Below are 18,990 nucleotides of genomic sequence, written 5' to 3'. Positions count from 1 at the left end.
GTGGTGCGGAAGCTGGTCATGAGCCGGCCCCGTTCCGGTACGGGGCCGGGCCCGCGGTGCGCTCGGCCAGGCGCCAGAGGGCGGGGACGGAGTCGCCGGCCCGGGCGGGCAGGACGGTCCAGCCGGCCTCGCGCAGCCGGCGGACCTGGTCGGTGGCGTCCTCGTCGGGCGCGTCCGGCAGGAGGTGCCGGAGCCCGGCCCAGGTGGCGGTGTCGAGCAGGATGGCGACGGCGCCGCCCGCGCGGCGGCGGAGCCGGCCCAGCCGGGCCACCTGCTCGTCGTCCAGCGAGCCGAGGATCGCCACGATGACGCCCTCACCGCCGAGCCGGAGCACCTCCTCGGCGCGGGCCAGCCCGCCGCCGTCGGACTGCTCGACCACGGCCAGGCTGTCCAGCAGCAGCCCGGCGGCCTCGGCGACCGAGGCGATCACGCCGCTCTCCGGGCCGGGCACGGCCAGGCCGGTGTCGGTCAGCAGTCTGGTCCGGTAGCCGCGCTCCATCAGGTGCACGCCGACCGAGGCCGCGCAGCTGACGGCCCATTCGAAGGAGGAGGCGGGGCCGCTGCCCCGGTGCCCGATCTCCCGGGTGTCCAGCAGGACGGTGGCGCGGGCCTTGAGCGGCTGCTCCTCCCGACGGACCATCAGTTCGCCGTACCTGGCGGTGGACTTCCAGTGCACCCGGCGCAGGTCGTCCCCGTGCCGGTACTCGCGCGGGATCACGTCGTCGTCCCCGGCCAGCGCCAGGGTGCGGGTGTTGGAGTCGCCGTGCCCGGACGCCTCGCCGGTCAGCCGGACCGCGGGCAGGCTCTGCACCTGCGGCACCACGGTCAGCACGTCGGAGGCGGCGAACGACCTGGTCAGCTCACACATCCCGAACGGGTCGGCGACCCGGAGCTGGAGCGGCCCGAGCGGGTAGCGCCCGCGCAGGTCGGAGCGGACCCGGTAGGAGACCTCGCGGAAGCCGCGCGGCTCGACCCGGTCCAGCACGAAGCGCGGGCGCGGCCCGAGCACGTACGGGACCTTGTCCTCCAGCAGCAGCAGGCCGGTGGGCACCCGGGAGACGTTGTCCAGGCGCAGGTGCACCCGGGCCTCCTGCCCGGCCGCCACCCGGTACGGGCTGAGCCGGCGGCCGCCCGCGACCCGGTAGCGGGTGCGGACCAGCAGGAAGGCGGCGGCCAGCGGCAGGGCGGCGAGCAGCACGCCGATCTGGAGCAGCGCGTCCTGTCCGAAGACGTAGGCGCAGAGCGCGGCGGTGCAGCCGGCGGCGAGGAAGGAGCGGCCCCGGGTGGTCAGCCCGCGCAGGCCGGTGCGCAGCCCGGCCGGACGGTCGGCCTGGGGCACCTCAGCCCCGTCCCTGCGGACGCGGGATCGGCAGCCGGGCCACCAGGTCGGTGACGATCTGCTCGGTGCTGCGGCGACTCAGCTGGGTCTCGGCGGTGGCGATCAGACGGTGCGCCAGCACCGGGACGGCGAGCGCCTGGATGTCGTCCGGGAGCACGTACTCGCGTCCGTCCAGGGCGGCGGCGGCCCGGGCGGCCCGGACCAGGTGCAGGGTGGCGCGCGGCGAGGCGCCGAGGCGCAGCTCCTGGTGGTGCCGGGTGGCGCCGACCAGCTCGACCGCGTAGCGGCGCACGGTGTCGGCCACGTGCACGGTGCGGACCACGTCGACCAGCTTGAGGATGTCGTGGGCGTGCGCGACCGGGGTGATGTCGTCCAGCGGGTTGGCCCCGCCGTGGATGTCCAGCATCGCCAGCTCGGCCTCGGCGCTCGGGTAGCCGATCGAGATCCGGGCCATGAAGCGGTCGCGCTGGGCCTCGGGCAGCGGGTAGGTGCCCTCCATCTCGACCGGGTTCTGGGTGGCGATCACCATGAACGGCGAGGGCAGCTCGTAGCTGGTGCCGTCGATGGTGACCTGGCGCTCCTCCATCGACTCCAGCAGCGCGGACTGGGTCTTCGGCGAGGCCCGGTTGATCTCGTCGCCGACCACGATCTGGGCGAAGATCGCGCCCGGCCGGAACTCGAAGTCCCGGCGGTTCTGGTCGAACACGTTGGTGCCGGTCACGTCGGACGGCAGCAGGTCGGGGGTGAACTGGATCCGCCGCACCGTGCAGTCCACCGACTTGGCGAGCGCCTTGGCCAGCATGGTCTTGCCGACGCCGGGAACGTCCTCCAGCAGCAGGTGACCCTCCGCCAGCAGGACGGTCAGCGCGATCCGGACGGCCTCGGGCTTGCCCTCGATGACGCTCTCCACCGAGGCCCGGACCCGCTCGGCCACCGCGCCGAGCTCATGCAGGCCCGAACTGCCCGCGCCGGTCTGTCCGTTGTAGGTCGTCACCCGATTGCTCCCATGCCCCGAAAAATCACCTGGCCGCCACACTGCCGGGTCGGCCCGCAGGCGCATTCTTCCCTGTCAGGCGGCCTGTCGTCACCCGACCGGGCGACACGCGCCACACTGTCCCGGTTCGTCCGGGGACGCGACCGGCGGCGATCCGGTTCCCGGCCGGGAACCGGACAGCAGGACGGGCCCGGACAGCGCTGGCCGGGCCCTGCGGGCGGAGCGGGGGGTCAGTGGATCTCGCGGAGCAGGCCGGTGTGCACGTCGAAGACGAATCCGCGCACGTCGTCGCGGTGCGGGATGAACGGCGAGGTGCGGACCCGCTGCATCGACTGCCGGACGTCGCCGTCCAGGTCCACGAAGGACTCCACCGACCAGGTCGGCCGCTGGCCGACCTCCAGCTCCAGCTCCCGGCGGAAGTCCTCGGTCAGGCCGAGCAGGCCGCAGCCGGTGTGGTGGATCAGCGCGATCGAGCGGGTGCCCAGGGCGCGCTGGCTGATGGTCAGCGAACGGATGGTGTCGTCGGTGACCACCCCACCGGCGTTCCGGATCAGGTGCGCGTCGCCGAGCTCCAGGCCGAGCGCGGCGAACAGGTCGAGGCGGGCGTCCATGCAGGCCACCACGGTGACCTTCTGGACCGGGCGGGCGTCCATCCCGCCGTCCCGGAAGGTCACCGCGTAGGCGCGGTTGGCCTCGACGAAGCGGTCGATGATGGCGGGTTCGGCAGCGGCGTTCGGCGTGGGCCGGTCGGGGGTCACTGTCATGCGGAAGACGGTAATGGGATTTCGGTCGCCGTGGTGGGGCGGGGGGCACTGGTAGGGGTGGGTGTGACGCAGCGCATATCGGCCGTCCGGCCCGCCCGTCTGCTTCGCCCCGGTCTGTCCCGGCGCACGGTGGCACCCGTGCGCGGTACCGCCGACCGGGCGACGAGGCCGCCCGAACCGTCCCGACCTGCGGTGATTCATGACTCCAGCCGGGTGGTGCGCCGTCGCGGACGATTGACTGGGCAGGCCCGGGCGGTAGAGTTCGGCGCAGCGGAGCACGGGCCGTACGGTCCGTCAACTCCCCAGCCGGGCACGGCCGTACACAGCCCGTGGCCTCCTCCCGCTCCGTGCCACCTGGCGCACCTTCCCCGGTGCCGGGCGGCCACTCCTTCCCCAGGCGAGCGGGCGGGGACCACGGGCTGTGTCCGTCCTGCACTTTCGGCAGGCGCTCAGCCCCCTACGGAGTCAGGGGCTCGGGGCTGCACTTTTGGCAGGCGCTCAGCGGTCGACTACCCAGGGGCTCGGGGCTCTGCTGATGTGCGGCTCCGCCGCGTGGGCGAGGAGATCTGGCGTGCGGGTCACTGCGAAAGTCCCTGACCATGCACGCGACGGTGACCTTTTCCGAGGCCGGCGTCGCAGTTCCCCGAGCCCCTGGCGCCGTAGGCGGCTGAGCGCCTGCAAGAAGTCGGCGTCGCCCGCGCGGCGGAGCCCCTGACCGGGGAGGGCCGGGGGATGGCCCAGAATGGTCGGCATGAGCACCGACAGTCCGGCCCCCAAGCACGTCCCGGTGATGCTCCAGCGCTGCGTTGATGCGCTGGCCCCGGCGATCACCGCGCCCGGTTCGGTGGTGGTGGACGCCACCCTGGGCCTCGGGGGGCACAGTGAGGCGCTGCTCACCCAGTTCCCCGAGGTGCGGCTGGTCGCGGTGGACCGCGACCCGGCGGCGCTGAAGCTCTCCGCCGAGCGGCTGGCCCGGTTCGGCGACCGGGCGACCCTGGTGCACGCGGTGTACGACGAGATCCCCCAGGTGCTGGAGGACCTGGGGATCCCGAAGGCGCAGGGCATCCTGTTCGACCTCGGGGTCTCCTCGATGCAGCTGGACGAGGCCGACCGGGGCTTCGCGTACGCGCAGGACGCGCCGCTGGACATGCGGATGGACCAGACCCGGGGTCTCAGCGCCGCCGAGGTGCTGAACACGTACCCGCACGGCCAGCTGGCCCGGATCCTGAAGGTCTACGGTGAGGAGCGGTTCGCCGGGAAGATCGCCTCGGTGATCCTGCGGGAGCGCGAGAAGGAACCGTTCAGCAACAGCGCGCGTCTGGTCGATCTGGTGCGCAACGCCATTCCGGCCGCCACCCGGCGCACCGGCGGCAACCCGGCGAAGCGGACCTTCCAGGCGCTGCGGATCGAGGTCAACGGCGAGCTGGAGGTGCTGGACCGGGCGATCCCCGGCGCGCTGGACTCGCTCGCGCTGGGCGGCCGGATCGTGGTGATGTCCTATCAGTCGCTGGAGGACCGGCTGGTGAAGCAGTACTTCGCCGCGGCGGCCACCAACACCGCACCGCCCGGCCTGCCGGTCATCCCGGAGGAGCACCAGCCCTGGCTGAAGCTGCTGACCCGGGGTGCGGAGCTGGCCACCGAGCAGGAGATCGAGGAGAACCGGCGCGCCGCGCCCGTACGGCTGCGCGTGGCGGAGAGGATCAGGGAGCCCCGCGGTCAGTAGGACCGGCGGGGGAACGAGGACGGGCGAGGGAGAGACGCGGTGCCGGTGGCCGGTGGTGGCCCGACGGGTCGAACACAGCGGGAGCGCGGGGCGCTCCCCGGCCGGAGCGGTGGGGCGAGGATCACGGTACGGCCGGGACGCGGGTCGGCCCGGGGCCGGACGCCGTTCGCGGTCCTGGTGGTGGCGCTGCTCTCGGGCGGGCTGTTCGGGCTGCTGATGCTGAACACCGCGCTGAACGAGGGCTCCTTCGAGCTCAGCCGGCTGGAGCGGCAGTCCACCGAGCTGACCGACCTTCAGCAGACCCTGCAGGCCCAGATCGACCAGCAGTCGGGGCCGGACGCGCTGGAGCGCAGGCTCCGCGAGCTGGGCATGGTGCCCGGCGGTGACCTGGCGTTCCTGGAGACCGCCGACGGTTCGGTCAAGGGCAAGCCGGCCCAGGCCCAGGACAGCCCGCCGGTGAAGCGCTCGGTCGAGGAGCTCTGGGCCCAGCCCAGCCCGAGCCCGCAGGCGTCGCCGCCCGCCGCCCCGGGCACGGACACCGGGGTGCAGATCGACCCGGCCCCGCCCGCCGCCCCGTCAGCTCCCGCCCCGTCCGCCGGAGGTACGCCGCGATGAGTACGCCCCGTCAGCCCCCGCGTGGCGGCCCCGGACCACGCCGGCCGGCCCGCCCGCAGCCCGGCCGCCCGCAGTCCGCCCGCCCGCAGCCGGGCCGGACGGCCCGGCCGGCCGAGCGGCCGCGGGCCCCGCGGCCGCGCACCGGTGAGCCGCCCCGCCGACCGGCCGCCCGCCGCCCGCACCCCGCCCCGCCGCCGGTGCGCACCATCAAGCTGGCCGACCAGCGCCGCCGGCTGCGGCTGGTCACGGTCGCGCTGGCCCTGGTGTTCTCGGTCTTCGCGGGCCGGCTGATCCAGCTTCAGCTGCTCGACTCGGACGCGCTGGCCGCCTCCGCCGGGGCCCACAACTACGTGGACGCGGTCCTCTCGGCGGACCGGGGCTCGATAACGTCCTCGGACGGTGTCGCGCTGGCCACCACGGTGGACGCGTACGACATCACCGGCGACCCCTCGCTGTACCCGGCCGAGAAGTCCCTGGTGCCGGACGCGCCGGAGCAGGCGGCCGCGCTGCTGGCCCCGATCCTGGACCGGACCAAGGAGCAGCTGACCGCCGCGCTGCGCACCCCGAAGACCAAGTGGGTGATGCTGGCGCCCCGGCAGAGCCCGGAGACCAAGAAGCAGATCACCGACCTGAAGGTGACCCTGGCCAAGCAGGCCGACACCCCCGCCTGCCGGGCCCAGCGCAAGCTGGTCGGCAAGCCCGCGGACCAGGGCGGGCGGCAGTACGTGGACAACGTCTGCGCCAACCCGCTGGTGGGGGTGATCAACCAGGACAGCAAGCGCCGGGTCTACCCGTCGGGCGGCCTGGCGGCCAACCTGCTCGGCTACGTGAACGTGGACGGGATCGGCACCGGCGGCCTGGAGAAGCAGTTCCAGGAGGAGCTGGCCGGCAAGCCGGGCAGGAGCACGTACGCCCAGGTGAACGGCCGGATGGTGCCGACCGCAGGCGGCAGTCAGCAGTCCCCGGTGGAGGGCACCGACCTGCGGCTGACCATCGACCGGGACATCCAGTGGGCGGCCCAGCGGGCGATCACCGACCAGGTGGCCAACGCCGGGGCGGAGAAGGGCTACGTGATCGTCCAGGACGTGAAGACCGGTCAGATCCTGGCGATGGCCGCGTCCCCGGGCTTCAACCCGAACGAACTGAGCAAGGCGAAGCCCGAGCAGCTCGGCAACGCGGCGGTCGGCGACGCCTTCGAGCCGGGCTCGACCGCGAAGCTGATGACCATGGCGGCGGTGCTGGACACCGGGACGGCCGCCTGGGACACCCATGTCACGGTGCCCAACACGCTGCAGCGCTCGGACCGGGTCTTCCACGACGACATCGACCACCCGACCTGGTACCTGACCTTGGCGGGCGTGCTGGCGAAGTCCTCCAACATCGGGACCATCCTGGCCGCCGAGCAGCTCGGCAGGAGCCAGCCGGAGGCCAACAAGGTGTTGGCCGACTACCTGGGCCGGTTCGGCATCGGGAAGCCGACCGGGCTCGGCTTCCCCGGCGAGACCAAGGGCATCCTGGCCAAGCCGGAGGACTGGAACGGCTCGCAGCAGTACACCATCCCGTTCGGCCAGGGCCTGTCGGTGAACGCGCTGCAGGCGGCCTCGGTGTTCTCCACCATCGCCAACGGGGGAGTCCGGGTGACGCCCAGTCTGCTGGCGGGCACCACCGGGCCGGACGGCAGGTACGTACCGGCCGCGCCCGGCCAGGAGACCCGGGTGGTCAAGCCGGAGACCGCGAAGACCCTGACCGAGATGCTGGAGTCGGTGGTCTCGGACGAGCAGGGCACCGGTGCCAAGGCCAAGATCGAGGGCTACCGGGTCGCCGGGAAGACCGGCACGGCCAACCGGGTGGACCCGAAGACCGGCAAGTACAACGGCTACACCGCCTCCTTCATCGGCTTCGCCCCGGCCGAGCAGCCCCGGGTCACCGTCTCCTGCGTGATCCAGGACCCGAAGAACGGTCACTTCGGCGGCCAGCTCTGCGGGCCGGTGTTCAAGCAGGTGATGGAGTTCACCCTGAAGACCCTGCGCGTCGCCCCCAGCGGCAGCGAGGCGCCCAACCTCCCCGTCGACTGGAAGCCCTGATGAACAGCCAGAGCCCCGCCCAGCCCGTGCCCGGCACCCCCTCGCGTGGCGGTCCTGGGGAGATCCGGGACGGGTCCGGTGCAGATCCCGGGTCGGGGCCCGCGTTTGGCTCATCGGGGGGTGTGGCGGATAGCCTTCCGGCCGTGCCGAAACCCGATCAAATCTCCGCGAGCCCGCCCCGACCCACCGGCGTGCGGGCCACCCCGCTGGCCGAGGTGGCCCGTCTGCTCGGCCTGCCGCCGGTCGAGGGGGCGCCGGTCAGCGGCGTCACCCACGACTCCCGGGCGGTCCGGCCCGGCGACGTGTACGTCGCGTTCCCCGGTGCCAACCACCACGGCGCCAAGTTCGCCGCGCAGGCGGTGCGGCAGGGCGCGGTCGCGGTGCTGACCGACCCGGACGGTGCCGAGCAGGCCGCCGACTGCGGCGCCCCGCTGCTGGTGGTGGCGAGCCCGCGGGCCCGGATGGGCGAGTTGGCCGCCGAGGTCTACGGCCGGCCCAGCGCGGGCCTGCGGATGATCGGCCTGACCGGAACCAACGGGAAGACCACCACCGCGTACCTGGTCGAGGGCGGCCTGCAGGGCGCGGGACTGACCCCCGGCGTGATCGGCACCGTGGAGATGCGGGTCGGCACCGACCGGATCAAGAGCGAGCGGACCACCCCTGAGTCCACCGACCTGCACGCGATCCTCGCGGTGATGCGCGAGCGCGGCGCCGAGGCCGTGGTGATGGAGGTCTCCAGTCACGCGCTCAGCTACGGCCGGGTGGACGGCGTGGTCTACGACGTCGCGCTGTTCAACAACCTGACGCCGGAACACCTGGACTTCCACCCGGACATGGAGGACTACTTCCGGGCCAAGGCCAAGCTGTTCCAGCCCGACAAGGCCAGGCTCGGCGTGGTCAACCTGGACGACGCGTACGGCCGCCGGCTGGCCGCCGAGGCGCCGATCCCGGTGACCGGCTTCTCCGCCAAGGGCGACCCGGCCGCGCAGTGGCGGGCACTGGACGTCCAGCTCGGCCCGCTCGGCTCGACCTTCACCGTGGTCGGCCCCGACGGGCAGTCGGCCGAGGCGAGCGTGCCGCTGCCGGGCCCGTTCAACGTGGCCAACGCGCTCGGCGCGCTGACCGCGCTGGTCACCGCCGGGGTGCCGCTGGAGCAGGCGGTGGCCGGGGTGGCCGCCGTCCCCGGGGTGCCGGGCCGGCTGGAGCGGGTGGACGCCGGGCAGCCGTACGTGGCCGTGGTGGACTACGCGCACAAGCCGGACGCGCTGCGGGCCGTGCTGGAGTCGCTGCGCGAGGTCACCAAGGGCCGGCTGCACGTGGTGGTCGGCTGCGGCGGCGACCGTGACCCGTACAAGCGCGGACCGATGGGCGCGATCGCCGCCCGGCTGGCCGACACCGCCGTGCTGACCAGTGACAACCCGCGCTCCGAGGACGCGCTGGCGATCCTGGCCACCATGCTGACCGGCGCCACCGAGGTGCCGGAGGCCGAGCGCGGCGAGGTGCTGGTGGTGCCGGACCGGGCCGAGGCGATCGCCGACGCGGTGCGGCACGCGCACGCCGGGGACACCGTGCTCATCGCGGGCAAGGGCCATGAGTTGGGCCAGTACGTCCGGGGCGAGGTCCGTCCCTTCGACGACCGGCAGGTACTGCGCGAGGCCATCGAGCACCGTGTCAGCCGAGGAGTAGTGGAGCAGCCGTGATCGCACTGACCCTTGCCGAGGTGGCCGAGGCCGTCGGCGGCACCCTGCACAACGCCGACCCGGCCGCCCGGGTCACCGGCTCGGTGGAGCACGACTCCCGCAAGCTCACCGAGGGCTGCCTGTTCGTCGCGATCGTCGGTGAGCGGGTGGACGGGCACGACTTCGCCGGGCAGGCGGTCGCGGCCGGTTCGGTCGCCGTGCTGGCGACCCGTCAGCTCGACGTGCCCACCGTGCTGGTGGACGACGTGCAGCTGGCGCTCGGCCGGCTGGCCCGGGCCGTGGTCCGGCGGTCCGACGCCGAGGTGGTGGCGCTCACCGGCTCGGCCGGCAAGACCAGCACCAAGGACCTGATCGCCCAACTGCTGGCCCACCGGGGCGAGACGGTCTTCCCGCCCGGCTCGATGAACAACGAGATCGGCCACCCGATGACCGCGCTGCGGGTCGAGCCGACCACGAAGCACCTGGTGATGGAGATGGGCGCCCGGCACAAGGGCGACATCGACTACCTCACCGCGATCACCCCGCCCACCGTCGGCGTGGTGCTCAACATCGGCACCGCGCACCTCGGCGAGTTCGGCTCCAAGGCCGCGATCGCCGAGGCCAAGGGCGAGTTGGTGGAGGCGCTGACCAGCGACGGGATCGCGATCCTGAACGCCGACGACCCGCTGGTGAAGGCGATGGCCTCGCGCACCAAGGCCCGGGTGCTGTACTTCGGCGAGAGCCCGAGCGCCGACGTCCGGGCCACCGGAGTTCGCCTGGACGACGCCGGGCGGCCACAGTTCACGCTCACCACCCCGGCCGGTTCCGCACCGGTCCGGCTGCGCCTGTACGGTGAGCACCACGTTTCGAACGCCCTCGCCGCCGCTGCGGTGGCGGTGGCGCTCGGTATGTCCGTCGATGACACCGCCGCCGCGCTCGGCGAGGCGGAAGCGCTGTCCCGCTGGCGCATGGAGGTCGTCGAACGGGCCGACGGCGTCACCGTGGTCAACGACGCCTACAACGCGAACCCGGAGTCCATGCGGGCCGCGCTGCGGGCGCTGGTGTCGATGGGAGGCCGTGGTCCGGAGCGCCGCCGCACCTTCGCGGTGCTCGGCGAGATGCGGGAGCTCGGCGAGGACAGCCTCACCGAGCACGACGCCATCGGGCGGCTCGCGGTCCGACTGGACGTCACCAGGCTGGTGGCGGTCGGCGGACGCGACGCGGCCTGTATGGAACTGGGCGCGAGGAACGAAGGTTCGTGGGGTGAGGAGTCGGTGCTGGTGTCCGACGCGGACGCGGCGGTCGAGCTGCTGCGGGGTCAGCTGCGGCCAGGGGACGTGGTGTTGGTGAAGGCGTCCCGTTCGGTGGGCCTGGAGCGGGTGGCCGAGGCCCTGCTGGCTGATGGAGCCGCGAAGTGAAGCAGATTCTCTTCTCCGGGATGATCGGGCTGGTGCTCACGCTGCTCGGCACCCCGGCGCTGATCCGGCTGCTGGCGAAGCACGGCTACGGCCAGATGATCCGCGACGACGGCCCCAAGGCGCACGCCAGCAAGCGCGGTACGCCCACCATGGGCGGCATCGCCTTCATCCTGGCCACCCTGATCGCCTACGCGGCGACCAAGGTGATAACGGGTGAGAAGCCCACCGCCTCCGGCCTGTTGGTGCTCTTCCTGACCACCGGCCTGGGCCTGGTCGGCTTCCTGGACGACTACATCAAGGTGGTCAAGCAGCGGTCGCTCGGCCTGCGGGCAAAGGCCAAGCTGCTCGGCCAGTCGCTGGTCGGTCTGACCTTCGCGATCCTGTCGCTCCAGTTCAAGGACGAGGCCGGGCGCACCCCGGCCTCCACCAGCCTCTCCTTCGTCCAGGACTTCAGCTGGTCGATCGGCCCGGTGCTGTTCGTGATCTGGGCCTACTTCATGATCGCCGCGATGTCGAACGGCGTGAACCTCACCGACGGCCTGGACGGCCTGGCCACCGGCGCCTCGGTGATGGTCTTCGGTGCCTACGTCTTCATCGGCGTCTGGCAGTACGGCCAGACCTGTGCGGTCCAGGTCACCGCCACCGCCAGTTGCTACGACGTCCGGGACCCGCTGGACCTGGCGGTGGTCGCCTCGGCGCTGATGGGCTCCTGCTTCGGCTTCCTGTGGTGGAACACCTCGCCCGCCAAGATCTTCATGGGCGACACCGGTTCGCTCGCCCTCGGCGGCGCACTGGCCGGGCTGGCGATCTGCTCGCAGACCGAGCTGCTGCTCGCGCTGCTCGGCGGCCTGTTCGTGATCATCACGCTCTCGGTGGTCATCCAGGTCGGCTCGTTCCGACTGACCGGCAAGCGGGTCTTCAAGATGGCACCGCTCCAGCACCACTTCGAGCTCAAGGGCTGGAGCGAAGTGCTGATCGTGGTCCGGTTCTGGATCATCCAGGGCCTCTGCGTCGCGGTCGGCCTCGGCCTGTTCTACGCGGGCTGGGTGACCGGATGACCGCCGCCGTCGCCTTCGCCGGCCTGCCGGTCGTCGTCGCGGGGCTGGGCATCTCCGGTGTCTCGGCCGCCCGGGTGCTGCACGGCCTCGGCGCGCTGGTCACCGTGGTGGACGGCGGCGACGGCGCGGGCCTGCGGGCCCGGGCCGCCGGACTGGACGGCGTGGCCGTCCGGCTCGGCGACGGCGACACCCTGCCCGAGGGCACCCGACTGATCGTCACCTCGCCCGGCTGGCCGCCGGACAGCCCGCTGTTCCTGGCCGCCGAGCGGGCCGGCGTGCCGGTCTGGGGCGACGTCGAACTCGCCTGGCAGCTCCGCAGGCCGCTGCCGGGCACCGGCGAGCCGGCCCCCTGGCTGGCCGTCACCGGCACCAACGGCAAGACCACCACCGTCCAGATGCTGGCCTCGATCCTGACCGCGGCCGGCAAGCGCACCGCCGCCGTCGGCAACGTCGGCGTCTCGGTGCTGGACGCGGTGCTGGCCGAGCAGCCGTACGACGTGCTCGCGGTCGAGCTCTCCAGCTACCAACTGCACTGGGCGCCCTCGCTGCGCCCGCACTCGGCCGCCGTGCTCAACCTGGCGCCGGACCACCTGGACTGGCACGGCTCGATGGCGGCGTACGCCGCCGACAAGGGACGGATCTACCAGGGCAACCAGGTGGCCTGCGTGTACAACCTGGCGGACCCGGCCACCGAGGGACTGGTGATCGAGGCCGACGTCGAGGAGGGCTGCCGGGCGATCGGCTTCGGCCTCGGCGCCCCCGGCCCGTCCCAGTTCGGCGTGGTGGACGGCCTGTTGGTGGACCGCGCGTTCGTCCCGGACCGGCAGAAGAACGCCGCCGAGATCGGCGCGGTCGAGGACGTCACCCCGCCCGCCCCGCACAACATCGCCAACGCCCTGGCGGCGGCGGCGCTGGCCCGGGCGTACGGGGTCGACACCAAGGCCGTCCGGGAGGGTCTGCGGGCGTTCCGCCCGGACGCGCACCGGATCGCCGAGGTCGCGGTGGTCGGCGAGGTCACCTGGATCGACGACTCCAAGGCCACCAACACCCATGCCGCGGCAGCCTCGTTGGCCGCGTACGAGTCGATCGTCTGGGTGGCCGGCGGCCTGGCCAAGGGCGCGACCTTCGACGAGCTGGTGCAGGGGGCGGTGGGGCGGCTGCGGGCCGCCGTGCTGATCGGTGCCGACCGGGAGCTGATCCGGGAGGCGCTGGCGCGACACGCCCCGGATGTTCCGGTGATCGAGGCCGCCCAGGGTGAGACTGGCGCGGTGGCGATGGCCGAGGTGGTCCGGGTGGCCGCCGGGCTCGCCCGACCGGGGGACACGGTCCTGCTGGCGCCGGCCTGTGCCTCGATGGACATGTTCACCAACTACGGCCAGCGCGGCGACTTCTTCGCCGAGGCGGTCCGGGCACTCTGAGGGCGCCGGCGGCAGGGAACGACTACGGGGGAGCTGTGTGATGGCCGGTCAGGGAACGGCTGGGCCGGAGCGCAGCTCCTCCAAGTTCCAGGTGATCTCGGCGAGTACCGCCACCTTCAAGGCGGCCGACCCGGTCACCCGGCTGCGGGCGTTCCGGGCCAGGGTCCGGTACCTGCTGGACCGTCCGCTGACGCCCTACTACCTGATCCTGGGCTCGGTGCTGCTGCTGCTGGTGCTGGGCCTCGGCATGGTGTTCTCCTCCTCGCAGATCCTGGCCAAGCGCTGGGACCTGCCGATGACCTTCTTCTTCCGCAAGCAGCTGATCGCCGTGCTGCTCGGGCTCGGGCTGATGGTGGTGTTCGCCCGGACGCCGCTGAAGCTGATGCGCGCGATGGTCTACCCGGTGCTGTTCGGGGTGCTGGGCGCCCTGGTGCTGGTCGCCATCCCCGGCATCGGCACCAACGTCGGCGGCAACCAGAACTGGCTGGACCTGGGGTCGTTCCAGATCCAGCCCTCCGAGTTCGCCAAGCTGGCGCTGGTGTTCTGGGCGTCCGACCTGCTGGCCAGGAAGCAGCGGACCAGGACCCTGGACCAGTGGAAGCACCTGCTGGTGCCGCTGGTGCCCGGCACCCTGCTGCTGGTCCTGCTGATCATGATCGGTGGCGACATGGGCACCACGATGATCCTGGTCGCGATGCTGTTCGGCCTGCTCTGGCTGGTCGGCGCCCCGCTCCGGCTGTTCGCCGCCACCCTGGGCATCGCGGTGGTGGCCTGCACGGCGCTGATCATCACGGTGCCGCACCGGCTGGACCGGCTGGCCTGCATCGGCGTCACCAAATCGGACCCGAACGTCAACTGCTACCAGGCCCTGCACGGCCTCTACGCCTTCGCGGCGGGCGGCCCGTTCGGCTCCGGCCTCGGCGCGGGCGTCGAGAAGTGGGGCCAACTTCCGGAGGCGCACACCGACTTCATCTTCGCCGCACTGGGCGAGGAACTCGGTCTGGTGGGGACGCTGTCGGTGCTCGGCCTCTTCGCGGCACTAGGCTACGCGGGTATCCGTGTGGCCGGCAGTACGAAGGACCCCTTCGTCAGGTACGCCGCGGGGGCAGCCACCACCTGGATCATGGCGCAGGCCATGGTCAACCTGGGGTCGGCGCTGGGACTTCTGCCGATCGCGGGCGTCCCGCTCCCGCTGTTCTCCTACGGGGGGTCGGCGATGCTGTCGGCCATGTCCGCCGTCGGGGTGCTGCTGTGCTTCGCACGCAGCTCACCGGGGGCGAAGGCGGCTCTGGCCGCCCGGCCCCTACGACTGAAAAGATGGGCCAACAGCCGGTTCGGATCTGTCCTGACCCGGGTGCTGCCACGACGAACCACAGCGCGCCAGGCTGCGAAGCCGAAGCGCAGGGAGCGGTGAATTTCGGTGCATGTCGTACTCGCAGGCGGCGGAACCGCCGGGCACATCGAGCCGGCCATGGCGCTCGCGGACGCGCTCCGCAGGCACGACCCGTCGATCGGGATCACCGCCCTCGGTACCGAGCGGGGTCTGGAGACCCGGCTGGTGCCCGAGCGCGGCTACCAGCTGGAGCTGATCCCGGCCGTACCGCTGCCGCGCAAGCCCACCCCGGAGCTGATCACGGTGCCGGGCCGGCTGCGCGGCACCGTCCGGGCCGCCCAGGAGATCATCGAGCGGGTCAAGGCGGACGCGGTGGTCGGCTTCGGCGGCTACGTCGCGATGCCCGCCTACCTGGCGGCCAAGCGCGCCGGGGTGCCGATCGTGGTGCACGAGGCGAACGCCCGGCCCGGTCTGGCCAACAAGATCGGTGCCCGGTACAGCGACTTCGTCGCGGTCTCCACGCCCGACTCCAAGCTGCGCGACTCCCGGTACATCGGCATCCCGCTGCGCCGGACCATCGCCACCCTGGACCGGAACGCGGTCCGCCCGGAGGCCCGGCACTACTTCGGGCTCGACCAGCGGCTGCCCACCCTGCTGGTCTCCGGCGGTTCGCAGGGCGCCCGCCGGCTGAACGAGGTCGTGCAGGCCATCGCGCCCCGGCTCCAGCAGTACGGCGTGCAGATCCTGCACGCGGTCGGGCCGAAGAACGAGCTGCCGGTGATCGACGACATCCCCGGCATGCCGCCGTACCGCGCGGTGCCGTACGTGGACCGGATGGACCTCGCGTACGCCGCCGCCGACCTGATGCTCTGCCGGGCCGGCGCCATGACGGTGGCCGAGCTGGCCGCGGTCGGCCTGCCGGCCGCCTTCGTGCCGCTGCCGATCGGCAACGGCGAGCAGCGGCTGAACGCCCAGCCGATGGTCAAGGCGGGCGGTGGCCTGCTGGTCGACGACGCCGAGCTGACCACGGACTGGGTGCTGCAGAACGTCCTGCCGGTGCTCACCAACCCGCAGAAGCTCTGGGACATGAGCCGGGCCGCCGCCGAGTTCGGCCGCCGGGACGCCGACGACCTGCTGGTCGGGATGGTGTACGAGGCGATCGAGGCGGCCAGAGGTGGTCGCCGCCGTGGCTGAGACGCCGGTCCTCGACGATCCCCTGGAGGACGAGGAGGAGGCCGAGGAGCGGTTCGCTCCCCGGCTCCGCCTCTCCCGGCGGGGGATCGTGGTGCTGAGCGCGCTCGGGGCACTGTTCCTGGGCGCGCTCGGCTGGCTGGTGTTCTTCTCCTCGGTGCTGGACGTCCGGGTGGTCGCCGTGCAGGGGCTGACCGGTGACAAGTTGACGGCCCACCAGGTCCGCGAGGTGCTGGGCGGCGGGCAGCACGGCCCGCTGGCCCGGGTCGACCTGGCCGAGGCCGAGCGCCGGGTGGCCGCGCTGCCCCGGGTGGCCAAGGTCGAGGTCTGGCGGGGCTGGCCGCACACCCTGCGGATCAAGGTGGTGGAGCGGCGCGCGGTGGCGGCCGTCAAGACCGAGGACGGGAAGTTCACCCAGGTGGATTCGACCGGCTTCGGGTTCGCCACCGAGGACACCCCGCCGGCCGGGGTCCCGGTGGTGGAGCTGGCACTCAGTCAGCAGGCGAACGACGCACTGGCGGTGTTCGGCAAGCCGGAGCTGGTGCGGGCCGCCGTGACGGTGGCGGCGGGGCTGCCGCCGGAGGTGGCCAAGCTGGCCGGCGCGGTCGTGGTGCACAGTTACGACGACATCCAACTGCAGCTCGCCGACGGTGCGGTGGTGCGCTGGGGGAGTGCGGAGCGGACTCCGCGCAAGGCGCTGGTGCTGGCCGCGCTGCTGCCGCGGAAGTCGAAGATCTACGACGTGAGCGCGCCCGATGCGCCCGGTATCGGCGGATGATGGCCCGGCGTGTCGGGAAGATCCGGTAAGTTCTCTTCCCGAGGGCGGTGTTGACGGAGCAGCGGCTCCGCCCCGACTCTTGGTGGTCACCCCGGTTTCACCAGGTGATGGATGATCACATAGGCTCAAAAGAAAAACGGGAAGCTCGGCGTGTTCGTTGAACGCAGATGAGTTGCCACCTAGTGTCCTGTGTCACCAGGCTGTGTCCCACGGTGATGTGACGCAGGCACAGCCACAACCCTAAAGGTCAAGTTTAGGGTTCGGGTCGGTGGTCGGAATTTCGGACATACAGTCAGGAAATACCCGGGCTCCCCACCCATCGACATCCGTCGGCCCTCACAAACAGGAGAAGCCGACCCGGAATCTCGAGGCGAGAGGCCTTCGACGTGGCAGCACCGCAGAACTACCTCGCAGTCATCAAGGTCGTCGGTATCGGCGGCGGTGGTGTGAACGCCATCAACCGGATGATCGAGGTCGGTCTCAAGGGCGTCGAGTTCATCGCGATCAACACCGATGCGCAGGCCCTCCTGATGAGCGACGCCGACGTCAAGCTCGACGTGGGCCGTGAACTCACCCGGGGCCTCGGCGCCGGGGCCAACCCCGAGGTCGGCCGGAAGGCCGCCGAGGACCACCGCGAGGAGATCGAGGAGGTCCTCAAGGGGGCCGACATGGTCTTCGTGACGGCCGGCGAGGGCGGCGGCACCGGCACCGGTGGCGCCCCCGTGGTGGCGAACATCGCCCGCTCGCTCGGCGCGCTCACCATCGGTGTGGTGACCCGGCCGTTCACCTTCGAGGGCCGCCGCCGGGCGAACCAGGCCGAGGACGGCATCGCCGGCCTGCGCGAGGAGGTCGACACCCTCATCGTGATCCCGAACGACCGGCTGCTCTCCATCTCCGACCGTCAGGTCAGCGTGCTGGACGCGTTCCGCTCGGCCGACCAGGTGCTGCTCTCCGGCGTGCAGGGCATCACCGATCTGATCACCACCCCCGGTCTGATCAACCTCGACTTCGCCGACGTCAAGTCGGTCATGTCGGACGCCGGTTCGGCCCTGATGGGGATCGGCTCCGCGCGCGGCGAGGACCGGGCCAAGGCGGCGGCCATCATGGCCATCTCCTCCCCGCTGCTGGAGGCGTCCATCGACGGCGCCCGCGGCGTGCTGCTCTCCATCTCCGGCGGCTCCGACCTCGGTCTGTTCGAGATCAACGAGTCGGCCCAGCTGGTCAGCGAGGCGGCGCACCCCGAGGCGAACATCATCTTCGGCGCGGTGATCGACGACGCGCTCGGCGACGAGGTCCGGGTCACCGTGATCGCGGCCGGGTTCGACGGCGGTCAGCCGCCCGCGATCGTCCGCGACCCGGTGGTCAAGTCCACCCCGGCCACCGGTGCCTCGACCCCGGAGCGCCCGGCGGGCCGCCCGTCCTACAGCGGCATCGGTTCGGTGACGGACCGTCCGAAGGACGAGCAGGGCACCACCACCACGGCTCCGCCGGTTCCCCCGCAGGTGCAGCCCGCCCGGCAGCCGCTGCTGGAGAACCCGGCCGAGGAGCTCGACGTGCCGGACTTCCTGAAGTAACCCGACGGCACCGATGCCCACCGTGCCCCCGTCCCGGACGGGGAACACACGGTGGGCATCGTGCGGTCCGGGGTGCGATCATCAGCTGTGTTTCTCGGGGGCGAGCCGTGTATGGGGCGACTGTGACTGACGTGTACGGACCGGAGCCGGGTGGCCCGGAGTTCCTGGCCGGGCTGACCGAGGGTCAGCGGGCCAGGTACGAGGAGCTGGGCGCCAACCTCGACGTGGTGGAGCGCCGGATCGCGGACGCCTGCGCGGCGGCCGGACGGGCCAGGAGCGAGGTCAGGCTGGTGGTGGTCACCAAGACCTACCCGGCCGAGGACACCGCCCTGCTGGCCGCGCTGGGCGTCACCGACGTGGCGGAGAACCGCGACCAGGACGCGGCGCCGAAGGCCGAACTCTGCCGCGAACTGCCGCTGGACTGGCACTTCGTTGGCCAACTGCAGACCAACAAGGTCCGCTCGGTGGTCCGGTACGCCAACCACGTGCACTCGGTGGACCGGCTGCGGCTGGTGACCTCGCTGGCTGCCGCGGTGGCCAACGCGGAGCGCCCGCCGCTGGGTTGCCTGGTCCAGGTGGCCCTGGACAAGGAGGCCGGCCAGGGCGAGGGCCGGGCCGGGGCGAGCCCCGGCGAGGTCGCCGAACTGGCCGACGCGATCGCCGACACGCCCGGGCTGCGACTGTCCGGTGTGATGACCGTCGCTCCGCTGGCCGGCCCGCTGGCGGGCGACCCGGCGAGGGCCTTCGAGCGACTGGCGGAAATCGCAACTGCCCTACGGTCGAGCCATCCTGCTGCCACGATGGTCTCTGCGGGCATGAGCGGTGACCTGGAGCAGGCGGTGGCCGCCGGAGCGACACATCTGCGCGTCGGTACGGCGGTGCTCGGAGTGCGGTCGACGCTCCGGTAACGTCACCGGGTAGTAGATCAGACTGCAGGACAAAACAGGACAGAACCTAGCAGCTGGCTACAGCGCTAGTGAACCGTGGATCGATCGCAAACCCGCAGCCACTCCCACTCTATG

General features: G+C 72.3%; 15 protein-coding genes. 12 read left to right on the top strand and 3 right to left on the bottom strand.

Annotated elements, in window-relative coordinates; all coding sequences use genetic code 11:
* Positions 1-16 precede the first annotated feature (16 nt).
* The 3 genes from ACIRPK_RS15645 to ACIRPK_RS15635 form a co-directional block, all read right to left on the bottom strand.
* Positions 17-1,339, bottom strand: coding sequence for a DUF58 domain-containing protein (locus ACIRPK_RS15645; protein WP_403038391.1), 1,323 nt, complete (start codon positions 1,337-1,339; stop codon positions 17-19).
* A gap of 1 nt (position 1,340) precedes the next feature.
* The gene (locus ACIRPK_RS15640) at positions 1,341-2,333 is read right to left on the bottom strand and encodes an AAA family ATPase (protein WP_403038388.1); all 993 of its coding nucleotides are present in this window, start codon (positions 2,331-2,333) and stop codon (positions 1,341-1,343) included.
* A 230-nt stretch (positions 2,334-2,563) separates the two neighbouring features.
* Entirely contained in the window at positions 2,564-3,097 is a 534-nt protein-coding gene (locus tag ACIRPK_RS15635) for a beta-class carbonic anhydrase (protein ID WP_403038385.1), read from the bottom strand.
* A 751-nt stretch (positions 3,098-3,848) separates the two neighbouring features.
* Between ACIRPK_RS15635 and rsmH the strand changes: the two genes are divergently transcribed.
* The 12 genes from rsmH (at position 3,849) to ACIRPK_RS15575 (ending at position 18,876) form a co-directional block, all read left to right on the top strand.
* On the top strand, positions 3,849-4,820 hold the full coding sequence (rsmH, locus tag ACIRPK_RS15630; RefSeq protein WP_403038383.1) for a 16S rRNA (cytosine(1402)-N(4))-methyltransferase RsmH: 972 nt from the start codon (positions 3,849-3,851) through the stop codon (positions 4,818-4,820).
* Between the two features lie 39 nt (positions 4,821-4,859).
* The gene (locus ACIRPK_RS15625) at positions 4,860-5,435 is read left to right on the top strand and encodes a septum formation initiator family protein (protein ID WP_403038380.1); all 576 of its coding nucleotides are present in this window, start codon (positions 4,860-4,862) and stop codon (positions 5,433-5,435) included.
* Positions 5,432-7,519 (top strand): peptidoglycan D,D-transpeptidase FtsI family protein, encoded by a 2,088-nt coding sequence (locus ACIRPK_RS15620; protein WP_403038377.1) that lies wholly within the window; start codon positions 5,432-5,434, stop codon positions 7,517-7,519. The genes ACIRPK_RS15625 and ACIRPK_RS15620 overlap by 4 nt, the downstream gene beginning before the upstream one ends.
* Before the next feature lie 143 nt (positions 7,520-7,662).
* Positions 7,663-9,219 carry a UDP-N-acetylmuramoyl-L-alanyl-D-glutamate--2,6-diaminopimelate ligase gene (locus tag ACIRPK_RS15615; RefSeq protein WP_403038374.1) on the top strand — a complete coding sequence of 519 codons (1,557 nt, stop codon included), beginning with the start codon at positions 7,663-7,665 and terminating at the stop codon, positions 9,217-9,219.
* A complete protein-coding gene (murF, locus tag ACIRPK_RS15610) occupies positions 9,216-10,616 on the top strand; it encodes a UDP-N-acetylmuramoyl-tripeptide--D-alanyl-D-alanine ligase (protein ID WP_403038371.1) in 1,401 nt (466 codons plus the stop codon). Before ACIRPK_RS15615 ends, murF begins: the two co-directional genes overlap by 4 nt.
* Positions 10,613-11,674, top strand: a complete 1,062-nt coding sequence (gene mraY, locus ACIRPK_RS15605) for a phospho-N-acetylmuramoyl-pentapeptide-transferase (RefSeq protein ID WP_403038368.1) — start codon at positions 10,613-10,615, stop codon at positions 11,672-11,674. Before murF ends, mraY begins: the two co-directional genes overlap by 4 nt.
* Positions 11,671-13,092 (top strand): UDP-N-acetylmuramoyl-L-alanine--D-glutamate ligase, encoded by a 1,422-nt coding sequence (gene murD / locus ACIRPK_RS15600; protein ID WP_403038365.1) that lies wholly within the window; start codon positions 11,671-11,673, stop codon positions 13,090-13,092. Before mraY ends, murD begins: the two co-directional genes overlap by 4 nt.
* A 40-nt stretch (positions 13,093-13,132) precedes the next feature.
* Complete coding sequence (gene ftsW, locus ACIRPK_RS15595) at positions 13,133-14,506, top strand: putative lipid II flippase FtsW (protein WP_403038362.1); 1,374 nt, start codon at positions 13,133-13,135, stop codon at positions 14,504-14,506.
* 6 nt (positions 14,507-14,512) lie between these two features.
* Positions 14,513-15,619, top strand: coding sequence for an undecaprenyldiphospho-muramoylpentapeptide beta-N-acetylglucosaminyltransferase (gene murG / locus ACIRPK_RS15590; RefSeq protein WP_403038359.1), 1,107 nt, complete (start codon positions 14,513-14,515; stop codon positions 15,617-15,619).
* Positions 15,612-16,394 carry a cell division protein FtsQ/DivIB gene (locus ACIRPK_RS15585; protein ID WP_403038356.1) on the top strand — a complete coding sequence of 261 codons (783 nt, stop codon included), beginning with the start codon at positions 15,612-15,614 and terminating at the stop codon, positions 16,392-16,394. The genes murG and ACIRPK_RS15585 overlap by 8 nt, the downstream gene beginning before the upstream one ends.
* A 386-nt stretch (positions 16,395-16,780) precedes the next feature.
* Complete coding sequence (gene ftsZ / locus ACIRPK_RS15580; protein ID WP_403038353.1) at positions 16,781-17,968, top strand: cell division protein FtsZ; 1,188 nt, start codon at positions 16,781-16,783, stop codon at positions 17,966-17,968.
* 173 nt (positions 17,969-18,141) lie between these two features.
* Complete coding sequence (locus tag ACIRPK_RS15575; RefSeq protein WP_403038695.1) at positions 18,142-18,876, top strand: YggS family pyridoxal phosphate-dependent enzyme; 735 nt, start codon at positions 18,142-18,144, stop codon at positions 18,874-18,876.
* The last annotated feature ends 114 nt before the right edge of the window (positions 18,877-18,990 follow it).

This window comes from Kitasatospora sp. NPDC101801 (assembly GCF_044766665.1).
Lineage (GTDB): Bacteria > Actinomycetota > Actinomycetes > Streptomycetales > Streptomycetaceae > Kitasatospora.
Note: the sequence above shows the minus strand (reverse complement) of the source record. Positions and strands in the feature narration are given on the sequence as shown.